The 25461-nt window shown below is 60.4% G+C and carries 12 protein-coding genes; 7 read left to right on the top strand and 5 right to left on the bottom strand.

Annotation, left to right across the window (positions count from 1 at the left end; genetic code table 11):
• Nucleotides 1-54: 54 nt before the first annotated feature.
• The 5 genes from QEH57_RS14935 (at nucleotide 55) to QEH57_RS14915 (ending at nucleotide 16169) form a co-directional block, all read left to right on the top strand.
• Nucleotides 55-5949 (top strand): ATP-binding protein, encoded by a 5895-nt coding sequence (locus QEH57_RS14935; protein ID WP_309007557.1) that lies wholly within the window; start codon nucleotides 55-57, stop codon nucleotides 5947-5949.
• Between the two features lie 253 nt (nucleotides 5950-6202).
• A complete protein-coding gene (locus QEH57_RS14930; protein ID WP_309007556.1) occupies nucleotides 6203-10318 on the top strand; it encodes a PAS domain S-box protein in 4116 nt (1371 codons plus the stop codon).
• 265 nt (nucleotides 10319-10583) lie between these two features.
• Nucleotides 10584-11969: an efflux transporter outer membrane subunit gene (locus tag QEH57_RS14925; protein ID WP_309007555.1), complete on the top strand. Its 1386-nt coding sequence runs from the start codon at nucleotides 10584-10586 to the stop codon at nucleotides 11967-11969.
• Nucleotides 11969-13054, top strand: a complete 1086-nt coding sequence (locus QEH57_RS14920) for an efflux RND transporter periplasmic adaptor subunit (protein WP_309007554.1) — start codon at nucleotides 11969-11971, stop codon at nucleotides 13052-13054. The genes QEH57_RS14925 and QEH57_RS14920 overlap by 1 nt, the downstream gene beginning before the upstream one ends.
• Nucleotides 13055-13067: 13 nt before the next feature.
• Entirely contained in the window at nucleotides 13068-16169 is a 3102-nt protein-coding gene (locus QEH57_RS14915; RefSeq protein ID WP_309007553.1) for an efflux RND transporter permease subunit, read from the top strand.
• 220 nt (nucleotides 16170-16389) lie between these two features.
• Here the strand turns inward: QEH57_RS14915 and QEH57_RS14910 are convergent, their stop codons facing one another.
• A complete protein-coding gene (locus QEH57_RS14910; protein WP_309007552.1) occupies nucleotides 16390-16764 on the bottom strand; it encodes a hypothetical protein in 375 nt (124 codons plus the stop codon).
• A gap of 327 nt (nucleotides 16765-17091) precedes the next feature.
• Between QEH57_RS14910 and QEH57_RS14905 the strand changes: the two genes are divergently transcribed.
• Together QEH57_RS14905 and QEH57_RS14900 are read left to right on the top strand one after the other, a co-directional pair.
• Entirely contained in the window at nucleotides 17092-19263 is a 2172-nt protein-coding gene (locus tag QEH57_RS14905) for a TonB-dependent receptor (protein ID WP_309007551.1), read from the top strand.
• Nucleotides 19264-19275: 12 nt separating this feature from the next.
• A complete protein-coding gene (locus tag QEH57_RS14900) occupies nucleotides 19276-20502 on the top strand; it encodes a GTP-binding protein (RefSeq protein ID WP_309007550.1) in 1227 nt (408 codons plus the stop codon).
• Here QEH57_RS14900 and QEH57_RS14895 read toward each other — a convergent pair.
• The 4 genes from QEH57_RS14895 to groL form a co-directional block, all read right to left on the bottom strand.
• Nucleotides 20499-22202 carry a hypothetical protein gene (locus tag QEH57_RS14895; RefSeq protein WP_309007548.1) on the bottom strand — a complete coding sequence of 568 codons (1704 nt, stop codon included), beginning with the start codon at nucleotides 22200-22202 and terminating at the stop codon, nucleotides 20499-20501. The genes QEH57_RS14900 and QEH57_RS14895 overlap by 4 nt on opposite strands.
• A gap of 191 nt (nucleotides 22203-22393) precedes the next feature.
• The gene (locus QEH57_RS14890) at nucleotides 22394-22921 is read right to left on the bottom strand and encodes a DUF3016 domain-containing protein (protein ID WP_309007547.1); all 528 of its coding nucleotides are present in this window, start codon (nucleotides 22919-22921) and stop codon (nucleotides 22394-22396) included.
• Nucleotides 22922-23009: 88 nt separating this feature from the next.
• Nucleotides 23010-23507, bottom strand: a complete 498-nt coding sequence (locus tag QEH57_RS14885; protein ID WP_309007546.1) for an Hsp20/alpha crystallin family protein — start codon at nucleotides 23505-23507, stop codon at nucleotides 23010-23012.
• A gap of 322 nt (nucleotides 23508-23829) precedes the next feature.
• Entirely contained in the window at nucleotides 23830-25461 is a 1632-nt protein-coding gene (groL, locus tag QEH57_RS14880; protein WP_309007545.1) for a chaperonin GroEL, read from the bottom strand.

Raw genomic sequence — 25461 nt, 5'->3', positions numbered from 1 at the left:
TCGAAGCTTAAAGGAGACCTCCACTCATATGATTTTCTCGTGGGTGGGGGAGAGATGGAGCAGCATATCCGGGCCCTCGACTGGTCGCGGACCCCGCTAGGAAAGCCGGAGACTTGGCCGCAGAGCTTGCGATCCAGCCTCAGCATTTGCATGAGCACCCGTTTTCCGATCGCCATCTATTGGGGGGCGGAAGGCTTGCTCTTCTACAACGACGCGTGGCGGCCGATTCTCGGAGACAAGCATCCCTGGGCTCTGGGGCGACCCGGCAGGGAGGTCTGGTCGGAAATTTGGGACGTAGTCGGGCCGGTTTTCGACGGGGTGATGAAGCACGGGGAAGGGGCCTTCTTCAACGACGCCTTGTTGCTCATGAAGCGCTACGGCTACACCGAGGAATGTTATTTCGACTACACCTTCAGTCCTATTCGCGGCGAAGGCGGCGTGGTGGAAGGCGTTTTCAACGCAGTCACGGAAACGACCGAGCGGGTTTTGAGCACCCGGCGCGGCAAGCAGCTCCGCGAGGTGGCCGCTGCCATTACGGAGGCGAGCTCCGCTGACGAAGCTTGCAAGCTGGCAGCGGGAGCGATGGCGGGGCAGACGACCGATATCCCTTTTTCGCTCTTTTACCTGATCGAAGGCTCGGCCGGTCGCCTCGTCGCGTCCACCGGCTTCGAGGCCGCCGCCGAGGCTGGTCCGCTGGAATTCGATTTGCAGGGCGAAGCCCCGGAGGGCTGGCCCGTCCAGGCGGCGTTGGATTCCGGCGCTCCGGTCAGCATGGAAATCGGCTCGCAGCTGCAGGCGAAGGTTCCACATGCCTTGGCCGATAGCTCGGTGCAGGACGCGGAGCTGATCCCGATCAAGGCTCGCGACGGGCAGAAGGTGGTGGGCCTCCTCGTGCTGGGAATTAACCCCTTGCGGGCCTTGGACGAAGAATATCGCGATTTCTTGAGCCTCTTCGCCAGCCAAGTGGAGACCGCGATCGCCAAGGCGACTGCCTTCCAGGAGCAGCAGCGGCGTTCCGAAGCCCTAGCGGAGTTGGACCGGGCGAAAACCGCTTTCTTCTCGAACGTCAGCCATGAGTTCCGTACGCCCTTGACCTTGATGCTCGGCCCGGTCGAGGAGCTCTTGGGCAGCGCGGAAGAGGAGTTCTCGGCGCGGAACCGAGAGCTTTTGGAGCTCGTCAACCGCAACGGACAGCGCTTGCTCCGCCTCGTCAATACGCTTCTCGACTTCACCCGAATCGAAGCGGGCCGCGCCCAGGCTTCCTTCGTGCCGACCGACCTGGCTGCCTACACGGCCGAGCTTGCCAGCAACTTTCGCTCCGCCTGCGAGCGGGCTGGATTGGAGTTCGAAGTCGACTGCCCGCCTCTCGAGGCCCCGGCCTACGTGGACCGCGGGATGTGGGAGAAGATCGTGCTCAACCTGCTCTCGAATGCCTTTAAGTTTACCTTCGAAGGGCGGATCCGAATCGCTGTCGAGCAGGTAGGCCAACGCTTCGCGCTCACGGTTACCGACACGGGTACCGGCATTCCCGCCGACCAGATGCCACGCTTGTTCGAGCGTTTCCATCGGATCGAAAACGCCCGCAGCCGCTCTCACGAAGGAAGCGGGATCGGCCTCGCTCTGGTGCAGGAGCTCGTGAAATTGCACGGCGGCAAAATCAGCGCCGACAGCGTTTTGGACAAGGGCACGACCTTCACCGTTTCTTTCCCGGTCGGCAGCGCCCACTTGCCTCAGGAGCACATCGGCGAGGCCCGTCCGCTCGGCCCGACCGCTGCCAAGGCGAACGCCTACGTGCAGGAGGCCTTGCGCTGGGAGGCTGGCGATGCGGGCGCGTCCAGCGATCTCGCTCTCGCGTCGATCGATGGCGGGATGCAAGCTCCGTCGACCGCGGGCGCTCGCATCCTGGTCGCCGACGACAATGCGGACATGCGCGAGTACGTGAGCCGGTTGTTGAGCGTGCATTTCGAGATCGAAGCGGTAGGCAACGGACGAGCGGCGCTCGCGGCCGTCCAGCGCGAAAGGCCGGCCCTTGTCTTGGCTGACGTGATGATGCCGGAAATGGACGGCTTCCAACTGCTCGAAGCGATCCGTTCCGATGTCGCCACGGCGGAGCTGCCCGTCATCCTGCTCTCCGCTCGGGCTGGCGAGGAAAGCCGGGTCGAGGGCTTGGAGGCCGGGGCAGACGACTACTTGGTGAAGCCTTTCAGCAGCCGCGAGCTGGTGGCCCGCGTGTCTTCCCATCTGGAGCTTGCAGCGGCGCGGAAGCAAGTGGACTTGCGCTTCCGCGAGATGATCGACGCCTTGCCGGCTGCCGTTTACACGACGGATGCGGAAGGCAGGCTGACCCATTACAATCAAGCGGCGGTCGATTTCTCCGGCCGTATCCCAAAACTGGGTACGGACGAATGGTGCATCAGTTGGAAGCTCTACGATGCCGACGGAAACCTTTTGCCTCGCGAGCGATCTCCCATGGCCCTCGCCCTGAAGGAAGGCCGCATCGTGGAAGACTGGGAGCTCATGGTGGAGCGTCCCGACGGCTCGCGCTCGTGGTTCGTCCCCTATTCAACCTTGCTGCGCGACGCTGACGGGAAGGTTTCAGGCGGCATAAACATGCTGCTCGACATCAGCGATCGCAAGGCGGCGGAGGCGCAGAAGCAACGTGAGCTCGAGGACGCGCAGCGCCTCCAAGCGATCAGTTCCCAATTGGTGCAGCAGGACAACATCCAAGCCCTCTGCGAGCAAATTCTCGACAGCGTGGCGGCGATCATGAGGTCCGGTTTCGCCAGCATGCACATCCTCGAATCAGGTCGCGCAGGCCGAGAAAAGGCGCTGCGGCTCTTGGCTCACCGAGGGTTTTCCGATGCGAACGTTTCGCGCTTGGAAAAGGTTTTGCTCGGACCGGGGGACGTCGGCGGTCTTGCATTGGCGCGAGGCGAGCGGGTGACGGTATTCGACCTGGAAACGGGTTCGCAATTGAGCGAGGAAGAGCGCGAGGCGTATCGGAGCGCCGGCATCCGATCCGTGCAGTCCACGCCGCTTCGCTCGCGAGACGGGGATACGCTGGGGATCTTGTCCACGTATTGGAGCGAGCCGCACGAATCTTCGCAGCGGGAGTTGCACTTGCTCGACGTGCTGGCCCGGCAGGCGGCGGACTTGCTGGAGCGGCGGCGCATCGAGGAACGGCGGAAGCGCAACCTCGAGCGTTCGACTCTGCTCTCGGAGGCCTTGCAGGCGCTGCAAAGCGCCGAAGACCCCGAGTGCATCGCCAAGGACCTCTTTACCCAAGTGGCCGAGCACTTGGATGTGGATACGTTCTTCAACTACAGGGTGAACGAAAAGGGCGACGCCCTGTGCCTCCATGCCTCTGCGGGATTGCCGGAGGAGATCATGAAGCGTATCGAGCGCATCGAATTCGGGCAGGCGATTTGCGGCACGGTAGCTCAGACCCGCGAACCTATCGTCGCCACGGACATTCAGAATTCCACTTACGACAAGGCGGACCTAGTCCGCGGCTTCGGCATCCAGTGCTACGCGTGCAACCCGCTCATGGCGGGCGGGCGTCTTATCGGCACGCTCTCCTTCGCCAGCCGCACCCGCGATCGCTTCGACTCCGCGGAGCTCGAGTTTATCCGTACCGTTTCGCAGTACGTGGCCGTGGCCATGGATCGCCTCGATCGCGAGAAGGCCTTGCGCGAGAGCGAGGAACGCTTCCGGGCCCTGACCAACGCCACCACGGACGCCGTTTATCGGATGAACCCCAATTGGATGGAGATGCGGCAGCTGCGCGGGCGCGAGTTCATCGCGGACACCGACGAACCTAGCCGTTCCTGGTTGGACAAGTACATCCATCCCGAGGACCAGACCGAGGTGCTGATGGCGATCAAGGCCGCGATCCGGAGCCGGAGTACCTTCGAGTTCGAGCACCGGGTCCGTCGGGTCGACGGCTCGCTCGGCTGGATGCATTCTCGAGCGATTCCTATCGTCGACAGCAACGGCAAGGTGGTGGAATGGTTCGGGTCGGCCAGCGACATTACCAAGCGCAAGCAGGCGGAAGAGGCTCTGCGACGGAACGCGGAAACCTTTGCCGCTCTCGTGGAGCAATCTCCGCTCGGCATCTACACGGTGGATTCGAATTTCAAGGTGGCCCACGTAAGCGTAGGGGCGATGCCGGCCTTCCGTAGCGTTGATCCGCTGATCGGAAGGGACTTCGCCGAAATCATGCACATCCTTTGGCCGGAGCCGTTCGCGGAGGAGGCGATATCCCTGTTCCGCCATACCCTCAAAACGGGTGAGCCCTACGTCTCGCCGGGGCTGACCGAGAAGCGCAAGGACATCGGGGCCATCGAATCCTACGAATGGCAGCTCAATCGCGTCACGCTGGCGGACGGCCAATACGGAGTGGTTTGCTACTTTTTCGACGCGACCCGCTTGCAGGAGGCGGTTCAGGCCCTGCGGGAGTCGGAGGAGCGGTTCAGAATGTTGGCCGACAACATGAGCCAATTGGCCTGGACCTGCGACGAGCTGGGAAGCGTGAACTGGTACAACCAGCGCTGGCTGGAGTACACGGGCTGCGCCTTGGAGGAAATGCGAGGCTGGGGCTGGAAGCAGCTGGTCCATCCGGAGCATGTCGACAGAGTGGTGGAAGGCGTGATGGAGGTCCGCGATTCGGAGACGGTTTGGGAAGACACGTTTCCATTGCGCGGCCATGGCGGAGGGTACCGTTGGTTCCTTTCGCGGGCGATTCCCATCCGGGACGAGGCGGGCGAGATCGTGAGCTGGTTCGGCACCAATACGGACGTGACGGAGCTGCGCGAAACGCAGCAGCTCCTCAAGGAGGCCGACCGCCGCAAGGACGAGTTTTTGGCGACCTTGGCCCATGAGCTTCGCAATCCGCTGGCACCGATCCGCACCGGCTTGGAGATCATGAAGATGGCCAAGGGCGACGGCGCCTTGGTGGAGGAAACGCGGGCCACCATGGAGCGGCAGACCAAGCAGCTGATCTCCTTGGTCGACGATTTGCTGGACGTTTCCCGCATCACCCGAGGCAAGCTCAAGCTGCGCAAGGCAAAGGTGAAGCTGAGCGAAGTCATCGAAAGCGCCGTGGAATCGACGCGTCCCTACATCGCCGAGTCGAAGCACGAGCTGAGGGTCGAGCTGCCGGTCGAAACGGTTCTGCTGGAGGCGGACCCGCATCGCTTGGCCCAAGTCCTGTCGAACCTGCTCAACAACAGCGCCAAGTATACGCCGGAGGGAGGGCGGATTACGCTCTCCGCCACCCGGACGGCCGACGCGGTGACGATTTCAGTCGAGGACAACGGTCTCGGCATTCCTCCCGACATGCAGGAGGCGATCTTCGAAATGTTTGCTCAGGTGGACCGCCCCCAGGAGAAGGGCTATACGGGGCTCGGTATCGGACTGTCTCTGGTGAAGCTGCTGGTGGAAATGCACGATGGAAAGATCTTCGTGCGAAGCGAGGGCGCGGGTAAGGGAAGTGTATTCAGTATTCGGTTACCGATCATTGCGGAAGCTGCTGCCCCGAAGGCCCCGGCGATTCCCGCAGGGCAGGAGGTAGGTCCCGGTCGGAAACGCAGGGTGCTGGTCGTCGATGACAACCAAGCCGCCGCCAAGATGCTCGGTCTCGTGGTGAAGATGTTCGGCAACGAGGTTCGCCTCGCCGGCGACGGACAGGAAGCGATCGAGGTTGCGGCCGAGTTCCGCCCGAACGTGGTCTTGATGGACCTAGGGATGCCGAAGATGAACGGCTACGAAGCGGCCCGGCACATCCGTCAGCAGCCTTGGGGCAAGGAAATGATGTTGGTTGCCTTGACTGGCTGGGGCCAGGAGGAGGACCGTCGCAAGACCAAGGAAGCAGGGTTTGACCACCACTTGGTCAAGCCAGCGGAACCCGCCGAGGTGCAGCGCTTGTTGAAGGAAGCGGAGATATCCTAGGCGGGAGGCAATGGAGCAGTTTGTGGGCGGCGTTTCCGGGGTGTGCCCAGATCGTTAATACGAACGTTTTTGTCGGGAACTTTTATCGACTCGAAGCCGGCGGTAAATCGATAAGCGGTGCATTTTGAAACTGTGTTACGACTGGTAGGCGAGTTCGCTTTACGGATGCCTTATCGGATGATCTTTTCGAACCGCTCTCGGAGTTCATGGTCTTGGGGAGCGTTCCAATCGGCATTTTTATACTTCTTAAACTATGCGAAAGCTTTCGTCTTTGAACCGTAGCGTGTGGGGGAAGGGAACCTTTTCCCTGCGCATCGCCAGCTTGCCTCTTGTCGTGCTGGCAGTGGGCTTGAGCGCGACCGCGTGGGTGGCGTACCAGCTGGCGTCGGTGGCGCAGGAGCGCGACCGGGCCTCCTTCGAACGCCATGTGCAGCGAGAGCAGAGCGCCATTTTGAGCCGTATGGAAACCTACGTGGCCCTGCTGCGAGGCACCGCTGGGCGGCTGGTGAGCGACGAGGAAACGACGGCGGCGGAATTTCGGAGATACGTGGATCGGCTGCTGCTTCGGGATCGGTATCCCGGCTTGTTGGGAATCGGCTTTTCGCAGCGCGTTCCTGAGGGGGGCGAAGCGGCCTTGCTCGAGGAAATGCGGGCCCAAGGGATGGTCGATTTTCGGGTTTGGCCGGATTCGAGCGAGGACGAACGGACGGCGATCGTCTTTTTGGAACCTATGGACGTTCGAAACCGGGCGGCGGTCGGTTTCGACATGTATACGGAGAAGGTGCGTCGGGAAGCGATGCGGCAGGCGCGGGACCAAGGAATGCACGCGGTGGCTTCCGGCAAGGTTACCCTCGTGCAGGAAATCGACGAGGAGAAGCAGCCTGGCTTTCTGGTTTATCTGCCGGTCTTCGATGGCGAGCAAACGGCCACCGTCGAGCAACGTCGCAAAGCGCTTCGGGGCTTCGCCTACAGCCCGATTCGCGCTTGGGACTTTTTTGGTTCGGTGGAAGCTGCTACGCGTCAGCAGACGATCGCGTTAACGGTCTACGACGGGCCCGAGGTCGATCCAGAGCGGCAATTGTTCCGGTCCAAAAAGAGCGTTTCCGAGGGCGAGGCCCCGCGATTCAGCAGCGTGGAGACGATCGAAATCGCCGGTCGCCCTTGGACGGTGGTGGTTGAGTCTACTCCCGCCTTCGACGCCTCGGTTCAACGCGGGGTCATTCCGCTTATCGTCCTCGCCGGAGCCTTGCTGACTGGCGTGCTGACCTGGCTGATTTGGCGGGACGCGCTCTCGCGGGTAGCGGCGAGCCGCGCCAAGAGGTATGCGGAGGCGACCTTGCGCACCAGTCCGGTGCCGTTGCTGGTGCTCGAAAGCGATTTGCGGGTGGTCACTGCGAACGAGGCGTTTTACGCGCACTTCGGAGCGGATCCTAGCAGTACCGAGGGCCAGTTCATCTACCAGTTGGGCGAAGGGGAGTGGGACATCCCAAAGTTGCGAGCTTTGCTCGAGGATATCCTGCCGCGGCAGGCTTCGTTCGAAGGTTTCGAAGTTGCGCACGCGTTCCGGAACCTGGGGCCACGGACCCTGACGCTCAACGCTCGCCGGATGGAGGTCGAAACGGACGGTCCCGAGCGAATCATCCTCGTCATGGAGGACATCACCGAGCGGAAGCGTTCGGAGCGCGAGCTTCAGCAAGAGCGCGATCTGCTGAGCGTAACGCTGCACAGTATTGGGGATGCGGTAATCACCACCGATCCGGCCGGCCGCATTACGAATTTGAACCCCGTGGCGGAATCCTTGACGAGCTGGTCCAATGAAGAGGCGGCAGGCCAGCCTTTGGAAACGGTCTTCCGCATCGTCAACGAGAAGTCGCGGCTGCCGGTCGAGAGCCCGGCGACCAAGGCGCTGAGGGACGGCGTCATCGTTGGCCTGGCGAACCATACCGTGCTCATCGCCAAAGACGGCGCGGAGTGTCCGATCGATGACAGCGCGGCGCCTATCCGAGGCTCCGATGGCCAGATCGTGGGTTGTGTCCTAGTGTTTCGAGACGTATCGGAGCGGCGTCGGGCCGAGCATCGCTTGCAGCAGAGCGAGCTTCGTTACCGGCTGGTAGGGGATGCCGCCAATGACGCCATTTGGGACTGGAACCTGGTTACCAACGAAGTGACTTGGAACGAGGGCGTGAGAAGGCTTTTTGCTTATGCGGCGGAGGACGTGGACTCCGACTCGAAATGGTGGGTCGAGCACATCCATCCCGAGGATCGGGACCGAATCGTTCATAGCATCCATTCCGTAATCGATGGTGCGGGAGAGCTTTGGACCGAAGAATATCGCTTCCTCAGGAAGGACGGCTCCTATGCCCGCGTTTTCGACCGGGGCCGAGTGGTGCGGAGCGAGGGCGGAGAGCCGATCCGGATGGTGGGCTCCATGCTGGACCTAACGGAGCGAATCGAGGCCGAGGAGAAGCTGCGAGTCCAGGAGGCTCAGTACCGAAGTATCTTCGAGTCCACGAGCGACGGGATTCTCATCTTCGATTTGGAGGGGCGTCTGGTCGAGGCCAACCCCGCAGCTTGCTCCATGCATGGTTACGCCTACGAAGAGTTTCTTGGCTTGCCAGGAACGCAGCTTGTCCACCCTGACGATCATCACAAGTTCGCTGACTTCGTACGGCAGGTGCTTGCTGGCGAGCCGTTCAATGTGGATGGCACGCACGTGCGCAAGGATGGCCAGAAGATCTTGGTTCGCGTGACGGGGACCTCGTTCGTCTTTGGAGGTCGCCCCGCTTTGCTGGCCATCGTCCGGGACGTCACTGAGGAGAAGCGGTCGGCCGAGGCGTTGGTGGAAAGCGAACAGCGCCTGCGCGTCATCATGGATTCCATTCCGCAGAAGATCTTTACCGCCTTGCCGGACGGAAACCTCAATTACCTGAATCCGATTTGGATCGAGTTTACGGGGTTGTCCGTGGACAGCATCGAGAAGTGGGGCTGGACGCAGTTTATCCACCCAGAGGATCTGGACGAAAACCTGCGGATTTGGCGTCACTCCCTCGAGACGGGGGAACCCTACCTGTTCGAGCATCGCTTTCGCCGGGCGGATGGGGAATACCGCTGGCACATCACGCGAGCCTTGCCGGTGAGGGACGAGACGGGGCGGATCAGCCTGTGGATCGGCTCGAATACCGAGGTGCACGATATCAAGAGCTTGCAGGAGGAGCTGCGAAGCGTCGCCGCCGATCTGTCGGAAGCCAACCGCCGCAAGTCGGAGTTTTTGGCGACCCTCGGGCACGAGCTGCGCAATCCGCTCGCCCCTATTCGCACTGGCTTGGAGCTCATGAAGTCGCTCGCCGACGACCCGGCGGAACTGGAGGAGACGCGCAGCATCATGGAGCGGCAGACCCAGCAGCTGGTGCGGTTGATCGATGACCTGCTCGACGTTTCGCGCATAACGCAAGGCAAGCTGCAGTTGCGCAAGTCGCGGATCGAGATCGCTGACGTTGTGCGAAATGCGGTCGAGACCGCCAGCACCTTCATCGAGGAAGCGGGACACGAATTGGAAGTGAGACTGCCCGCTGCCCCGATCTACCTGGACGCCGATCCGAACCGGCTAGCCCAAGTGTTCTCGAACTTGCTCAACAACTCGACGAAATACACTCCAGAACGCGGCCGCATTCGTATCTCGGCCCAGCAGGAGGGAAGCGAGGTCGCGGTATCGGTGGTCGATACGGGGATCGGGATCCCGGCGGATAGTTTGTCGGACATCTTTGAGATGTTTAAGCAGATCGACCGCCCCTTGGAGAAAGGCTACAAAGGCTTGGGCATCGGCTTGACGCTGGTGAAGCGCTTGGTCGAGATGCATGACGGATCCATCGAAGTACGCAGCGAGGGAGAAGGGCAAGGCAGCGAGTTCATCGTTAGACTGCCGATCTTGAGCGAGGAGTCGGGTTCGGAAGGAGACGGGCAACCCTCGGATCCTTTGGGCGAGGCTTCGGGGCTTAAGGTACTTGTCGTGGACGACAACGAAGCCGCTGCGAAAATGCTGGGGATGGTCATCAAGAGCTTGGGCAACGAGGTCCGCACCGCCTTCGATGGCCTGCAGGGCATCGCGGAGGCGAAAGCGTTCCGTCCCGATCTGGTACTGATGGATATCGGCATGCCCAGGATGAATGGATACGAAGCCGCTCTCGCCTTGCGCAAGCAGGACTGGGGCAAGGAGATGACGCTCGTGGCTCTGACAGGTTGGGGGCTGGAAGAGGACAGGCGGCGGACGAAAGAGGCGGGCTTCGACGATCATCTGGTCAAGCCTGTCGAACCTGCCGTCTTGCACCGATTGCTGGCCAAGCTGAAAACCGAAAAGGGTTTGCGGCCGTGAGGCTGCCTTAGAGGCGGCCCCTCTCTCTCGTTTCCAGAAGCTTCGAACCAAAAGTCGCGCTTGATCGCTTCGGCGCGGCTGGTCCGGGGCAGACGAAAGGGTGGGGCTGGGTTTGTATTCGGAGTTTAAATACGTTTGAGCGCGATCGCCGGGCGGCGGCGGTTCGCATGAAATTTGCTGCAATCTTTGGGGCGTTCGCCCGTCTTGCCTTGGAAATGCAAGGCGGACCGGGTGCCTCGGTTCGACTGCTGCTTTCTTTTGCTTGATGAAATTCGTATTTAGAACTCCTTCCGCCTGGTGCGTGCTGCTTTTGTCCGGATGCGCTTCCTTTGACCGGGAAGACGTGCCGAACCCTCCAGAGGTGAGTCCCTTGGCCTCGTATTCCTTTGCGTCGCAAGGCGATATCGCTGCGGCCCCCTGGTGGGAAAGCTTCGATCGGCCGGCTTTGAACGCTCTGGTCGCGCTGTCCTTGTCGCAGAACTACGACCTGGCCCAATCGGTGTCGGTGTTGAGGCAAGCCCAGTCGATCGCCCAGCGCAGCCGCGGCGGCCGCTACCCTAGCCTCGACCTGGAGGGCAGCGCTTCCCAGGACTGGGAGGACGGAGAGTCGCAGCGCGGTTCCGCGGAAGCGGGCTTGGCGCTTTCCTGGGAAGTGGACGTCTGGAATCGGATCGGCGCCGCGGCGAAGGCGGACCAGCTGGAAGCCCAGGCTCGGGCGGCGGACGTGGATGCCGTGAAGCTTTCCTTGAGCGTGGAGGTGGCCAACGCCTACTTCGGAGTGGTGGCCGCCCGGGAGCGGCTCGAGCTGCTCAAGGCTCAGGTCAAGTTGGACAGGGAATTGGAGAACCTGCTTCAGCTGCGGCTGGACAACGGAGTCGGCGCCCAGGTGGATGTCCTGCAGCAGCAGGCCCGCGTGGCGGACAGCGAAACCTTGATACCGCTGGCGGAATCGGAGCTGGCGGTTTTCGAAAACCGTTTGGACGTCTTGCTCGGAGAGAACCCGGATGGGCAAGCCCGAGTGGCTGTGTCGGAGAGCTTGAGCTTCGACCGGAACTTGCCCGCTATCGGCGTGCCGGCGGCCTTGCTGCTGAACCGTCCGGATCTGCGCAGCGCTTATTCCGAGCTAGTGGCGGCGGACCATGATATAGCGGCTGCCATTGCGGACCGTTTTCCCTCTATCACTTTGAGCGCCTCCTATTTGCTTTCGGACGATTCGAGCTTTACGGGATCGGTCTTCGATCTTGCCGCATCTTTCGTCCAGCCGCTATTGGATTGGGGTGTGCGCAAGGCGGAAGTGGAGCGCAACAAAGCCCTCTACGAAGGGCGCCTGGCGGCCTATACGCAATTGTTCCTGGAAGCGGTGGAAGCCGTGGAGAACGCCTTGGTCCGCGAGGTCAAGCAGAGCGAATTTTTGGAAAAGCTTACCGTGCAGCGGGACTTGCTGCAGCGAACCGTCGACGCGGCGGAAACGCGCTACACGCAGGGGGTCGACGATTACCAGCCGGTGATCAACGTGCTGCGGGAGCTGCGCGCGGTAGAGCGCAATATGATTACGGCCAAGCGCGACTTGCTGCAGGCGCGCGTGGACCTGTTCCGCGCGATCGGCGGTCCGATTGGCGCTGCAGCAAAAACCGATAGGGGAGAGAATTAATGAAGAAGGTATTTATCATTTCACTACTTGTTCAGCTTTGCGTCACTCAGATGCAGGCTCAGGCAACAGGCGCCGCCGCTCCACCCACGCCGGTGATCGTGACGAAGGCCGTCTCGAAACCCTACGCCGACGAGGTGGAGGCGCTGGGGACCTTACGGGCGAACGAGAGCGTGGAGCTGACCTCATCCGTTACCGAGATCGTGAAGAAGGTTTCCTTCGACGATAGCCAACGCGTGAAGAAGGGCGATGTATTGGTAGAAATGGATACGGCGGAAGAGCTGGCCGAGATGGCCGAGCAGGAGTCGATCATGGCGGAAGCGCAGCGGCAGGTGAACCGCCTCAAGCCCTTGATCGAGCAAGGGGCGGCGTCGACCTCGACCTTGACGGCGAGCGAGCGCGACCTAGCCGGCGCGAAGGCGAGGATGCAGGCCATCGAGTCGCGCATCGACCAGCGGGTGATCAAGGCACCCTTCGACGGGGTGTTGGGCTTGCGCAATATCAGCGTCGGTGCCCTGGCCCAGCCGGGATCCGTCATCGCCACCATCGACGACGTCAGCGTGATGAAGCTGGATTTCTCTGTTCCGGAAGTCTTTTTGTCTACCTTGAAGCCCGGCGTGGTGATCGAGGCGGAGACCGAGGCCTATCGCGGCCGAGTCTTCGAGGGCAGGATCGCCAATGTGGACAGCCGCATCGATCCCGTCACCCGCTCCATCAAGGCTCGCGCCCTGATCGATAACGAGGAGGGCTTGCTGAAGCCCGGCCTGCTGATGAAGGTCGAGTTGCAGAAGGATCCGCGCGATGCCTTGCTGGTGCCGGAAGAGGCGCTGGTGACGGACGGTCCGGAGCATTTTGTATTCGTGGTGGTGGGACCGGAAGGGAAACAGACCGTGGAGCGCCGCAAGGTGAAGATCGGCACTCGAAGCTATGGCGAGGCGGAGGTCCTTTCCGGACTTTCTGTCGGGGAGCTGGTGGTTACGCACGGCACCTTGCGCTTGCGGATGGGGGCCCCTGTCGTGATCAAGGCCGTGGAGAAGAACGGCGAGTCGCTAGGCGAGCTGCTTAAGGGCTCCAGCGCGAAACAATAGAATACCGGCGACCATGCTATTATCCGATGTATCCGTAAAACGTCCCGTATTCGCGAGCGTTATATCATTATTGTTGATCGCCTTCGGGATGGTCTCCTTCGACCGCCTCTCCTTGCGCGAGTATCCGGATATCGATCCGCCCATCGTGACGGTCGAAGTGGAGTACCCGGGGGCTCCGGCCAATATCGTGGAGACGCGGGTGACCGAGTTGATCGAGGAACGCGTGGCCGGGGTGGAAGGTATCGAGTTCGTACAGTCCTCCTCGAGCGACGGCCGCTCCAACGTGACCATCGAATTTTCGGTGAACCGCGACGTCAACGAGGCGGCCAACGATGTGCGCGATCGCATATCGGGCATCCAGGACAACCTTCCGGAAGAGGCCGAGCCGCCGGAAGTGCAGAAGGTCGACAGCAATGACGACGTTATTATCTGGCAGAATCTTTCGAGCGAAAGCATGACGGTGCCGGAGCTGACCGACTACGCGGAGCGCTATTTGGTCGACCAGTATTCGGCCCTCGACGGGGTGGCCCGCATCCGAGTCGGCGGCGGGATGAGCTATGCCATGCGGGTTTGGCTGGATCGCCAAGCCCTAGCGGCCCGCAATCTCACGGTGAGCGACGTGGAGCAAGCCTTGCGTTCGGAAAACGTGGAGCTGCCGGCGGGTAGCCTGCAGTCCGACCAGCGCATCTTCAAGGCCCGCGTGGAGCGAAGCTTTCAGGATCCGAAGGACTTCGCTAAGCTCGTGCTCTCGCGGGGCGAAGATGGATACCTCGTGCGCCTCGGCGACGTAGCCCGGATCGAGAAAGGCGTGGAAGAGGACCGTATCATGTTTCGCGGAAACGGAGTTCCCATGGTGGGGATCGGGGTTATCAAGCAATCGACTGCCAATACCATCGAAGTCGCGGAGGCGACCAAGGCCTTGACGGAGAAGCTGGAAAAGAACTTGCCGGAGGGGATGACGATTTCGCAGAGCTACGACGCGTCGGTTTTTATCAAGGCCTCCATCCGGGAAGTTTATACGACGCTCTTTATAGCGATTGGCTGCGTTATCTTTGTTATCTATATCTTTTTAGGTAGCGTGCGGGCAATGTTGATTCCGGCGGTTACGGTTCCGGTATCGGTGGTTGCTTCCTTTATCGTAGTCTTTGCTCTCGGGTTCTCTATCAACCTGCTGACGCTGCTCGCCCTCGTGCTGGCGATCGGCCTAGTAGTAGACGACGCCATCGTGATGCTTGAGAACATCGTGCGCCGGATGCATGAGCTCAAGGAAACGCCCTTGGTCGCCTCTTTCCGAGGGGCGCGTCAGGTGGCGTTTGCGGTTATCGCAACCACGTTGGTACTGATCGCGGTCTTCGTGCCGATCACCTTTTTGGAAGGGGACATCGGCCGCCTCTTCACCGAGTTCGCGCTGACCATCGCTGCAGCGGTAGCCTTCTCGTCGCTGGTAGCCCTCACGCTGGTGCCGGTGCTGGCTTCTAAGCTTTTGAAGAACGAATCGGAGGATACGAAAAAGAATTTCGTGCTGAATGGCGTCGAGCGGGTATTCGAATGGTGCAAGCGTATCTATATGAAGCTGCTGGTCAAGGTGCTGAAGATTCCTGTAGTGATGACGGTACTCTTCGCTCTGATGCTTGCCGGTACGGCGTGGCTGTATCCAAACGTGACGCAAGAGTTCACTCCTAGCGAAGACCGCGGAGCTTTTTTCGTGATGGTGAACGCTCCGGAAGGCTCGAGCTATAAATATATAGAAGAGTATATGGACGTGATCGAGGAGCGCCTGACTCCTTATGTAGAGAGTGGGGTTTTCAAGCGGCTTCTGGTACGAGCTCCGCGCGGATTCGGAAATATAGAGAACTTTAATAGCGGCATTCTCATCGTGATATTGGACGATTGGGCGAATCGAAAATCCGCTTTCGAGCTCATGGGCGAAGTGCGCGGCAAGCTCGCCGACTTGCCCGGCATTCGCGCCTTCCCGGTAATGCGGCAAGGCTTGGGCGGCGGCACCAGCAAGCCGGTACAATTCGTATTGGGCGGATCGACTTACGAGCAGTTGGCCGAGTGGCGTGATATACTGCTTGAGAAGATCGAAGAGGACAATCCTGGCTTCGAAGGTTTGGACAGCGATTATAAGGAAACGCGTCCGCAGCTCGACTTTAAGGTCAACTACGATCGAGCCGCAGACCTAGGCGTCACTGTATCCGAAATCGGTACGACCCTCGAAACGCTGATGGGCGGCAAGAACGTGACGACCTTCCTCGAAAACGGCGAAGAGTACGAAGTCGTGGTGGAAGGCGACCGCGAGCGGCAGCGTTCGTTTAGCGATATCGAAAGCATCTACGTTCGCTCGGCCCGCACGGGCGAGCTGATCCCGCTGTCGAACCTGGTCGACTTGAGCGAGTACGGGGCGGCGGAAACCTTGTCGCGCTACAACCGCGTGCGAGCCATCACCTTGGAGGCTAACCTGAAGGAAGGCTATTCGCTGGGCGAAGCCTTGCAGCACCTGGAAGGATTGGTGAGGGAACACCTGCCGCAGGAAGCGGTTATCGACTACAAGGGGGAAAGCCGCGACTTCGTGACTTCCGGAAACTCCATGATCTTCGTGTTCCTGCTCGGGCTCGCCGTGGTGTTCCTCGTGCTGGCGGCCCAGTTCGAAAGTTATATACATCCTTTCGTCATTATGCTGACGGTGCCTTTGGCCACCGGGGGCGGACTCTTGGGGCTCTATCTCTTTGGCGGCACCTTGAATATCTATTCGCAAATCGGCTTGATCATGCTGGTCGGCCTGGCGGCGAAGAATGGTATCTTGATCGTCGAGTTTGCCAACCAGCTGCGCGACGAAGGCGTCGAGTTTTCCAAGGCCTTGGTGGACGCGTCGGAAGTGCGCTTCCGTCCCATCCTCATGACCGGGCTTACGACAGTGGCAGGGGCCTTGCCTCTGATCCTCTCCAGCGGCGCCGGCGCGGAAACCCGTTCCTCCATCGGTATCGTGGTGCTCTTCGGAGTTCTGGCGGCCACGGTCTTCACGCTCTTCGTGGTCCCCGCCGCCTACAGCCTGATCGCCCGCAACACCGGTTCGCCGAACGACATCGCCGACCGACTGGAGAAGGAAATGTAAGGCGCCAAGCGCTCGCGGCCTAGGGTTGCGGAGAGGAGAAAGTCTTTAGCTTAAACCAAGTGTCCGCCTGCGGCAGTTATCCGGAGTTTCCGGATAACTGAAGCAGGCGGGTTGTTTTTTTGTAACCGCGAATGGAAGCGAATGATCCTGCTGCGGGGGATTTGCTGTAACCACAGATGGTTGGGCTAGGGCTTCGGCTTGGGTCGTGAAGCGCGCTTTCTCACGTGGCCCAGACGAAACGGATGAGGGCGACTCCGAACGCGAATAGGAAGCCGTAGCAGAAGCGTTCTATGCGGACGCTGTCCTTGCCGCCGCGTCTCCGTCGCTTGCCGATCCATGCCATGGCTAGTCCGGCCACTAGCGGGGCGAGGATCAGGTTGGCGATTTTCAGGCGGGGATCCGAAATGAAGGAGCCTTCGAAGATCAGCAGACTCAATCCACCTGCTAGACAGCCGAAAAGGAAGTACCCGATTGCCGCTGGGATAGGATTCTGCACGGGCTTCCGCTTGAAGACATGAATCCCGCAATCCGCCAAGATTTCTACCACTACTTGCAGAAAGATCTCAGCAATGACTTCGAGAAAGAGTTCAAGCATAGAGGAGTGGCGAAAGTTATTGGGTATAAGATTGTATCTTTTGCGCGAAGGTCGAAGCGGACCGGGGAAGTGGATTTTTTTCTTTGTAACCGCGAATGGACGCGAAGTTACGCGAATGATCCTGCAGCGGGAGATTTTTTACCACAGATGGCTCAGATCGGGTTGAGATTGGTGAGGGTTCCTGAATTGCGAGGCTTGAGGTAAATTGGGGGCCGTATCGGTCGAAGGGGATGGCTTGTGCGGTTTATTGCAAATAAATAGCGATAAGGCTTGATTTATAACGCAAGACACTTGCATTAGTTGGGGATGAGACCAACTCGGTACTTTTTGGCAACGACTGCTCTGCTGGCTGCGGGGCTTGGATATGGACAGGCTCGCAAGGATAGCGATGCGGTCGACTTGGACCCGATCGTGGTGACGGCGAGCCCTTTCGTGGAGCGTAAGGAGGAACTGGTGGTTCCGACGGGCGAATTGACGGGCGAGGCGCTGAAGCGCTCGGTCGAGTCTTCGCTGGGGGCGACCTTGTCGGGCGAGCCGGGGATTCGCTCGACCTACTACGGCCCGGGGGCCGGGCGTCCGGTCATTCGCGGATTCGACGGAGATCGCATTCGTATCCTAAATCAGGGTACGGACAGCTTCGACGTTTCGCAGACGAGCCCTGACCATGGCGTGAGCATCGAGCCCTTGTTCGCCGATGACATCGAGGTGGTGCGCGGGCCGGCGTCGCTGCTCTACGGAAACGCGGCGATCGGCGGCGTGATCAATGTGATCGGCAAGGAACTGCCGCGGGAGCGGGCTTTGCGGCCGCTGAGCGGTCAGATCGAGACGTCTTACGGTTCGGTTTCCGATGAAAAGTCCTTCGGTCTCGCCTTGCAGGGCGGGCAGGGCGATTTCGCTTGGAGCGCGGGCTTCCTGGATCGCCAGTCGAACGATTTCGAGATTCCGGGCTTCGCGGAGTCCTTCTACCAAATGGAAGCGGAGGAGCACGAGCATGAGCACGAGGAAGGCGAGGAGCATGAGCACGAAGGGGACGAAGCGGAGGAAGACGAGCACCACGAGCACGAGGAGGACGAGGAGGTCTTCGGCGTTCTGGAAAACAGTTTCGTAGACACGCGCTCGGGCTACCTGGGCTTGGCTTGGTTTGGCGAGCGCGGGAGCTTGGCTGTATCCTATTCTGAATACGCGAGCGACTATGGCGTCCCAGGTCACTCACATGCTCACGCTCACGAAGAGGAGCATGACGAGGATGAAGCGCATGAGGAGGAAGAGGAGCACGAGGAGCATGGCGAGGAGACGGTCGTCATCGACCTTGACCAGTCGCGCTTCACGGTGCGCGGCGAGTTGATCGATCCGGTCGATTTCTTGGAGAGCCTGGAGATGGACCTGACGTTCGGCGACTACCGCCATGCCGAGCTCGAAGGCGAGGTCGTGGGCACCGTTTTCGATCGGGATGGGTACGAGCTGCGGCTTACGGGCGTGCACAGCCCCATTGGCAATCTCACCGGGGCCCTAGGCGTACAGGCGAAGGTTGACGATTTTGCGGCCGTGGGAGAGGAAGCTTTCATTCCCAGTTCCGAGACGGCTCAATACGGTATCTTCGCGATGGAGCGGCTCAATCGGGGTTGGGGCGCGTGGGAGTTCGGCGCTCGTTTGGAGAGCGTGGAGATCGATCCGGTCGACGAGGAGCTGGCCAATAGGAGTTTCGATACGGTCAACGCTTCGGCGGGCTTCGTGCGTCGCCTGGACGAGAGGTCGGTCGTCTCCGCCAACCTAGTGTATGCGGAGCGGGCTCCCAATGCGAGCGAGCTGTTCGCCTTCGGCCCGCACGTCGGCACCCAGAGCTTCGAGATTGGCGACGCTTCTATCGGGGAGGAGTCGTCTGCGAGTCTCGACCTTTCCTATCGTCTGACGGCGGGAAGGATTACGGGGGAGATCACCGCGTTTTATTCCGACTTCAGCGACTATGTTTATTTGCAGTACCTGGATCACGAAGCGGTTGAAGAGCTGTATGGAGAATTGGATACGGACGGCTTGAACGTGTATCGGGCCATCGCGGCTGACGCGAAGTTCTACGGTTTCGAGGTGGATCTTCGCTATCACTTGATCGACGAAGCGGATCGGGCCATGCATATCGATTTTCTCTACGACCAGATCCGGGCGACCAACGAGAGTTTCGGCACCAATCTCCCACGCATTCCCACGCGTCGCGTCGGCTTGCGCTACGAATACGTAGCGGGACCTTGGCTGTGGGGCGCCGAGGGGCAGTGGAATGATGGCGCGTCCCACTTGGGACCGAATCAGCTGCCGACCGATAGCTATACGCTATGGAGCGCGGATGCTCGCTATCGTATGTATGAAACTGATACCGCTGCGGTGGATGTTTTCGTGGTGGGTACGAATCTGAGCGACGAGGAAGCTCGCCCGCATACCTCGTTCCTGAAGGACCTCGCTCCGATGCCGGGACGCAGTTTGAGGCTTGGCTTGCGTACGAGTTTCTAGGACTCTGCGGAAGTGGGAGACCTCGCCAGCACGAGTGATACGAATAGCGGTAGGGATGCGTCTGACGGGCGTATCCCTCTCGTCGTTTTGGGCGGATTCCTAGGAGCTGGCAAGACGACCGTGCTCAACCATCTTCTCAGGGAGGCGAAGGGGCGTCGGATCGCAGCCTTGGTCAACGATGTGGGGGAGGTAAATATCGACGCGGCCCTGGCTCAGGAGGTCGCCCAGCTGGAGGCGCGGTCGGCTGGCGATGTGGTGGAGCTTAGCAACGGCTGCATTTGCTGCGGCATGCGGGGAGCTTTTGGCGAAGCGGTAGTCAAGCTGGCTGAAAGGAAGCCCGAGGTCATCCTCGTCGAGGCGACGGGGATCGCGGAGCCGCAAGGCGTTGTGGGGAGTTTGGTGGCTCGGGACGCGAACGGCGTTTCTCCCTTGGATTTGGTTCGTATCGTAAATTTGGTTACGGTGGTCGACGCTGGATGGTGGGTGAAGAAGGTCGAGGAGGCCTACACTCCGGTACGCCGTTCGCTGATGCTCCTCTCGGATCCGCGTCGGCCGCTGAGCGAGTTGCTCGCCTTGCAGGTGGAGGCGGCGAACGTGATCGTTCTGAACAAGGTGGACCTCGTCGAGCAGGAGGCCTTGCTCCGCTCCCGCCGAGCCCTCGCTGCCTTGTGTCCGGAGGCGGAGGTGCTGGCGGTCCGCGAAGGTCGCGTTGATTGGGACGCCTTGCTGGATGGGGAGCGCTTCGATGTATCCACCGCTTTCAAGCGCTCGCGCTGCGATCTGGAGTTTGCGAAAGGCGAGGGAGCGGGGACGGGCGAGTCGGCGAAGGCCCACCGGCATAGCGACTTCGGGTTGGAGGCGTTTGTGTTTCGAGCGAGGTTTCCTGTGTCGCATGGCAAGCTGCTGGCGTTCTTGCGGAGCTCGATACCCGGCTTGCTGCGGGCCAAGGGATTCGTGTGGACGGACCGGGAACCGGACCGGATGGGCTACCTCTCGCTCGCGGGCGATTCGCTGCGCTTCGACCATCTCGGAAAGTGGAGGCAGGCCTTGCTGGAGAGCGGCGAGATCGACCGCTCGCGAATCCCCGCGGAGGAGTGGCTACGGTGGGATGCGAAGACGGGCGACCGCCGCCAGGAGATCGTTTTTATCGGCATCGATCTCGATCGGGAAAAAATCGAAAGCGCCCTTCGCAGCTTCCGCCTTCGGGAGGATCGGGGCGAGCGACTGGAGGGGAGTTAGGCTGGCTCGTCTCGCTCCTGCATTTGCCTTAGAGCGAGAAAGGATAGGGTCCAGACCAACGCTAGGATCCCTGCGTATCCCCATTTTTTCAATACAAGCATCATGGGTAGCATGAAGGTTGATATTTGCCACGTAAGAGCGGCGAGGAGGCGGAGCCAATTGGTACGCAGCTCGGCGAGGTGGTCTCGTTTCCAAGAGGCTGGCCAGAGGCCGTTGGGGCGGGTCTTCTTGTAGAATTGCTGCAAGACCCGCTGGTCGGTGGGGCGGGATAGGTAGGTGCCGGCGACGCAGGCTAGGAACGAGACGGCGATCACCGCAGCCAGCGTTTCGACCTCGTTGAGCGTTTGGCCCGTCTCCGAAAAGGCCAGCCAGGCTGAGGTCGCGAATCCGGCAAGGATGCCGGCGCTGAAGCCTTCTCCGGTGAACCGTCCCCAAAACCAGCGTAGTGCGAAGGGCGCTAGAAATGCGGGGAAGAGCTGAATGACGATCACCACCCAAACGTCCACGATCGATTCCACGCCCAGGAGCGCGATGGCGAGGCCGAGGGCTACGATGACGGTGGACGCTGCGTATCCAAACCACACTTGCATTCGTTCGCTGGCCTTCGGAAAGAGCGGCACCAGCAGGTCTCGAGTCGCGTAGGAGGCGCCGGCGTTGATGGTGGAGTCGAAGGTGGACATCGAAGCGGCCAATAGTGCGGCGATGGTCAGTCCGCGTATCCCGTCCGGGAATACGTCGGACATCAAAACTTGGGGCAGCAGGCGTTCCGGATCTTCCCCTCCGATCCCGAGAGCGATGCCGATGATGGCGAATCCGAGGGCCATGGGCCAACGGAAGGAGAAGAGGGCGATCCACAGCATGCCTACCTTTTGGCACTCCCGATCGGAGCGAGCCGCGTAGAAGCGCTGGGCCATGTAGGCGGAACCGCCGCTTCCGCCGAGTCCCTCGATCAAGCCCTTAGCGATCCACGCAAGCAGGAAGGCGATGAAGCATTCGTATTCGCCCAAGCCTTTGTCGGATAGCAGGGGCAGCAGGGTGTTGTAACGGGCGGCTTCCCAATTGGAGATGAGGTCCGCGTCCAATAGCAAGGCTCCGCGGATGGCGACGTAGATGGCGGCTCCGGCGATGAGGAATCCTTGGAAAACATCGGTCCAAACGACTCCGTAGAGTCCGCTCATTAAGGTGTAGACCAGGGCAATGGACGCCATCGCCACGGAGCAGGTCGTGGCGTCGAATGGCAGCAAGGTCGCCAGAAACTTGCCTGCCGCGGCGAGGAAGAAGACGATCATGCCGACCGTGATGGCCAAGTAGGTGAGGGCCGCTAGGGCCCGCGCCGCTTTTCCGCCAAACCCGGTCCCGAAGCGTAGCTGCATCCACTCCGCAGTGGTGACCACGCCGCTGCGTCGATGCCATTTCCCCATGAAGGCCAGGAAGACCGCGATCGGCAGCACGACTCCTCCGCGCATTTCGATGAAGAAGCCGTGTACGCCAAACAAGTAGAGCAGCGTCACGATGGTCATGGTGCCCGCTGCATCGAGGTTGCTCGACATGCCAGAGGCCCCGAGGGCCCACCACGGCAAGTTGCGGTCGCCCAGGAAATAGGCTTCGGAGCCCTTGCTCGCTTTGCGGGCCAGTAGGATGCCGCAGGCGAGCAGTCCTGCCAGATAAGCGCCCACGATCAAATAATCTAGTGCGACCATACGCCTACGACTCTAGCATATTCGTCAAGTTGCGGTGGCTTCCGAGGACGGGCGCCAGGGGGATCGATTTCGCCGGTGTATTCAGAAACTGGCGACCCGGTTTGAGGGAATTCCCTAGAGCGTTCGAAACTAAAAAATGGGCTCCGGATTCTTACGTATCCGGAGCCGGTCTTTGTTTTATATATTATGTCCTAAGAGAGTTTGTCTCTCTTCATCTTGCTACCCCAGTCTCTGATCAGTTGCGAGACGTCGTAAGCGACTTCTTGGTTGCCTTTGATGGCTCGCGTAGGATCCGAAAGGAAGGAGTCGTTGCGGAGGGTTTCTGAGCCCTCGCGGACGATCTCCCCGTCGGCATCGAGCACGCGGTAGTCGAACTTTATCCGCGGACTGTAGATCTCCTTGATGACCCTGGGGAAGTTGGCTCCACGGTGTGGCTCGTATTCGCCAGCCAAGTCGATATCGAGCACGGTTACCTCCAGTTGATAGCTGGGCGGCAGCCAGTGGTGGGCCGTCTCGGCGAAAACCGAGCGGATTTGCTCGAACACCAATTGGTGTCCCTTTTCGCTGTTCATGCCATCGTAGTCGATGTCTGCGTAGCGGCTGGGTTCGTGAAACGAAACCCGGATTGTGTCGCGTTCCGTTTTCGCCACTGCGAAACTTGGAGTCGCGACGATCGCGCACAGCATTGAAGCCACGGTCAGTTTTTTAACGATATTCATAGTTCCTCCATCCCATTTGCGTATCGATGATTAGAATACGCTTTTGCACCCTTGAGGGGCGATCTCCCGAAGTTTGGTTCGGCGATCTTTATTCAACTGATATTTCGATACGACGAGCCTTGGCGGATTCAGTTTTTGGCAGGACGAGACGCAGTTCGCCGTGCTTGTACTTGGCTTTAGCTTTGTCTCGATCGACTTCGCAGGGGAGCGGGATGACCCGCGTGAACGAGCCGTAGCTGCACTCGCTGATATGCAGGTGGCCCTCCTTGCGTTCGCTGCGGCCGCTCTTTTCTCCTCGGATGGTTAGGTAGCGGTCGTCGAGATCGACTTGGAAGTCCTCCTTGGCGAGGCCAGGGAGTTCAGCGACGACCTTGATGGCGTCTTCGCTTTCTTCCATCTCGACGCGGGGGCCGTCCCCGAAGCGAATAGGGTTCCAAAACGGATCCTCCTTGGCGAGGGCGTCTTTGGCCTCCTTGCGCTGTTCGGGTTTCAGTCGCGAAATCCAGCGGTCCACGGTTTCGCCGATTTCCTCGCGGAGTTCACTCAACGATTCCTTCCAGTTCTGCGGTATTAGTTGGTTCGTCATTTTTCGTTCCTCCTTTTTGATTGTTAGTACCCATCTGAATGTTGGCAAAACTGCAGGCATGAATCTGCATAGCGGATGCCAGTTGTGCGTGTGCTGTAAGTCTCGTAAAAACAGATAGTTGTGTGGTTGTGGCTGCACGCTCCTGTGTCGATTGCGCACTGGGATGAGTCAGGGTGACTCATGGGCTGAAGGGGAGTGGAGACCGCGAATGGGGGCCTCTTGTCGCCTCGGCTTTTCGTAGGGCGCTCTGAAAGTAAAGAGGGCCACCCCGAGGAGGGTGGCCCTTTTGCTGGTTTGGTAGTTTGTAGCGCGGGTTAGATGCTTAGTAGTCGAAGTCCTCGCCTCCGGCAGGAGCTGTCTCCTTCTTCTTCTCCGGCACTTCGGTGATCATGCAGTCCGTGGTGAGGAGAAGGCCGGCGATGCTGGCAGCGTTCTGCAGGGCTTGGCGGGTGACCTTGGTTGGGTCGACCACGCCGGCCTTGACGAGGTCCTCGTACTGGCCAGTGGCCACGTTGTAGCCTTCGTTGTCCTTGCGCTTGAGGACTTCGATGACGATGGAGGCGCCCTCCACGCCAGCGTTTTCGCAGAGCTGGCGGAGGGGGGCCTCGATGGCGCGGCGCACGATGCGGGCGCCTTGCTTCGGGTCGCCCTCGTCCATCTTGGCGATGGATTCGTCGAGAGCGGCAGCGGCGCGGAGCAGGGCGACGCCACCACCGGGAAGGATGCCTTCGTCGACGGCGGCTCGGGTCGCGTGGAGCGCATCGTCCACCCGGTCCTTCTTTTCCTTGAGCTCGGGCTCCGTGGCGGCTCCGACGTTGATGACGGCTACGCCGCCAGCGAGCTTGGCCAGGCGTTCCTGCAGCTTTTCGCGGTCGTAGTCGGAGGTCGTTTCCTCGATCTGGCGGCGGATCTGTTTGACGCGACCTTCGATGTCGGACTTGGAGCCGGCCCCTTCGATGATGGTGGTATCTTCCTTGGTGATGGTGACCCGCTTGGCGCTGCCGAGATCGTCGAGCTTAACGCTTTCGAGCTTAATGCCGAGGTCTTCGGTGATGAACTTGCCGCCGGTGAGGATGGCGATGTCTTGCATCATAGCCTTGCGGCGGTCGCCGAAGCCGGGGGCCTTGACGGCGGCTACGTCGAGGGTGCCGCGGATCTTGTTGACCACGAGGGTGGCAAGGGCTTCGCCTTCGATGTCCTCGGCGATGATGAGCAGCGGCTTGCCCTGCTTCGAAACCTCTTGGAGCAGCGGGAGCAGGTCCTTGAGGTTGCTGATCTTCTTCTCGAAGCAGAGGATGTATGGATTTTCCAATACAGCTTCCTGAGCCTCGGCGTCCGTGCAGAAGTAGGGGCTTAGGAAGCCTTTGTCGAACTGCATGCCCTCCACCACGTCGAGCGTGGTTTCCATGGACTTGGCTTCTTCGACGGTGATGGTGCCGTCCTTGCCGACCTTTTCCATGGCGTCGGCAATGATGTTGCCGATCTCCGAGTCCCAGTTTGCGGAGACGGTTGCGACTTGGCGGATCTCATCGTTGCTGGAGACTTCCTTGGAGAGCTTGTGCAGGCTTTCGACCAAAACCTCGGAGGCTTGGTCGATGCCGCGCTTGAGGTAGATCGGGTTGGAGCCGGCGGCGACCGACTTGATGCCTTCCTTGTAGATGGCGTGGGCGAGCACGGTTGCGGTGGTGGTGCCGTCGCCTGCCGAGTCGGCGGTCTTGGACGCGACTTCGCGGGCCAGCTGGGCGCCCATGTTTTCGTAGGGGTCGGAGAGCTCGATCTCCTTGGCTACGGTCACGCCGTCCTTGGTGGACTTGGGGGCTCCGAATTTTTTGCCGATGAGGACGTTGCGACCTTTGGGGCCCATGGTGACCTTAACGGCGTTGGCTAGGGTTTCGACGCCCTTTAGGATCTTCTTGCGGGCTGATTCGTCGAACACGAGTTGTTTCTTGCTCAT

It is taken from the genome of Pelagicoccus sp. SDUM812005 (assembly GCF_031127875.1).
GTDB lineage: Bacteria > Verrucomicrobiota > Verrucomicrobiia > Opitutales > Opitutaceae > Pelagicoccus.
This window is presented reverse-complemented; position numbering and strand designations above follow the sequence as displayed.

Coding starts and splice junctions, on each gene's coding strand:
- QEH57_RS14935 (WP_309007557.1), top strand. CDS start 55: ATGGAGCAGCATATCCGGGCCCTCGACTGGTCGCGGACCCCGCTAGGA.
- QEH57_RS14930 (WP_309007556.1), top strand. CDS start 6,203: ATGCGAAAGCTTTCGTCTTTGAACCGTAGCGTGTGGGGGAAGGGAACC.
- QEH57_RS14925 (WP_309007555.1), top strand. CDS start 10,584: ATGAAATTCGTATTTAGAACTCCTTCCGCCTGGTGCGTGCTGCTTTTG.
- QEH57_RS14920 (WP_309007554.1), top strand. CDS start 11,969: ATGAAGAAGGTATTTATCATTTCACTACTTGTTCAGCTTTGCGTCACT.
- QEH57_RS14915 (WP_309007553.1), top strand. CDS start 13,068: ATGCTATTATCCGATGTATCCGTAAAACGTCCCGTATTCGCGAGCGTT.
- QEH57_RS14910 (WP_309007552.1), bottom strand. CDS start 16,764: ATGCTTGAACTCTTTCTCGAAGTCATTGCTGAGATCTTTCTGCAAGTA.
- QEH57_RS14895 (WP_309007548.1), bottom strand. CDS start 22,202: ATGGTCGCACTAGATTATTTGATCGTGGGCGCTTATCTGGCAGGACTG.
- QEH57_RS14890 (WP_309007547.1), bottom strand. CDS start 22,921: ATGAATATCGTTAAAAAACTGACCGTGGCTTCAATGCTGTGCGCGATC.
- QEH57_RS14885 (WP_309007546.1), bottom strand. CDS start 23,507: ATGACGAACCAACTAATACCGCAGAACTGGAAGGAATCGTTGAGTGAA.
- groL (WP_309007545.1), bottom strand. CDS start 25,461: ATGAGCAAGAAACAACTCGTGTTCGACGAATCAGCCCGCAAGAAGATC.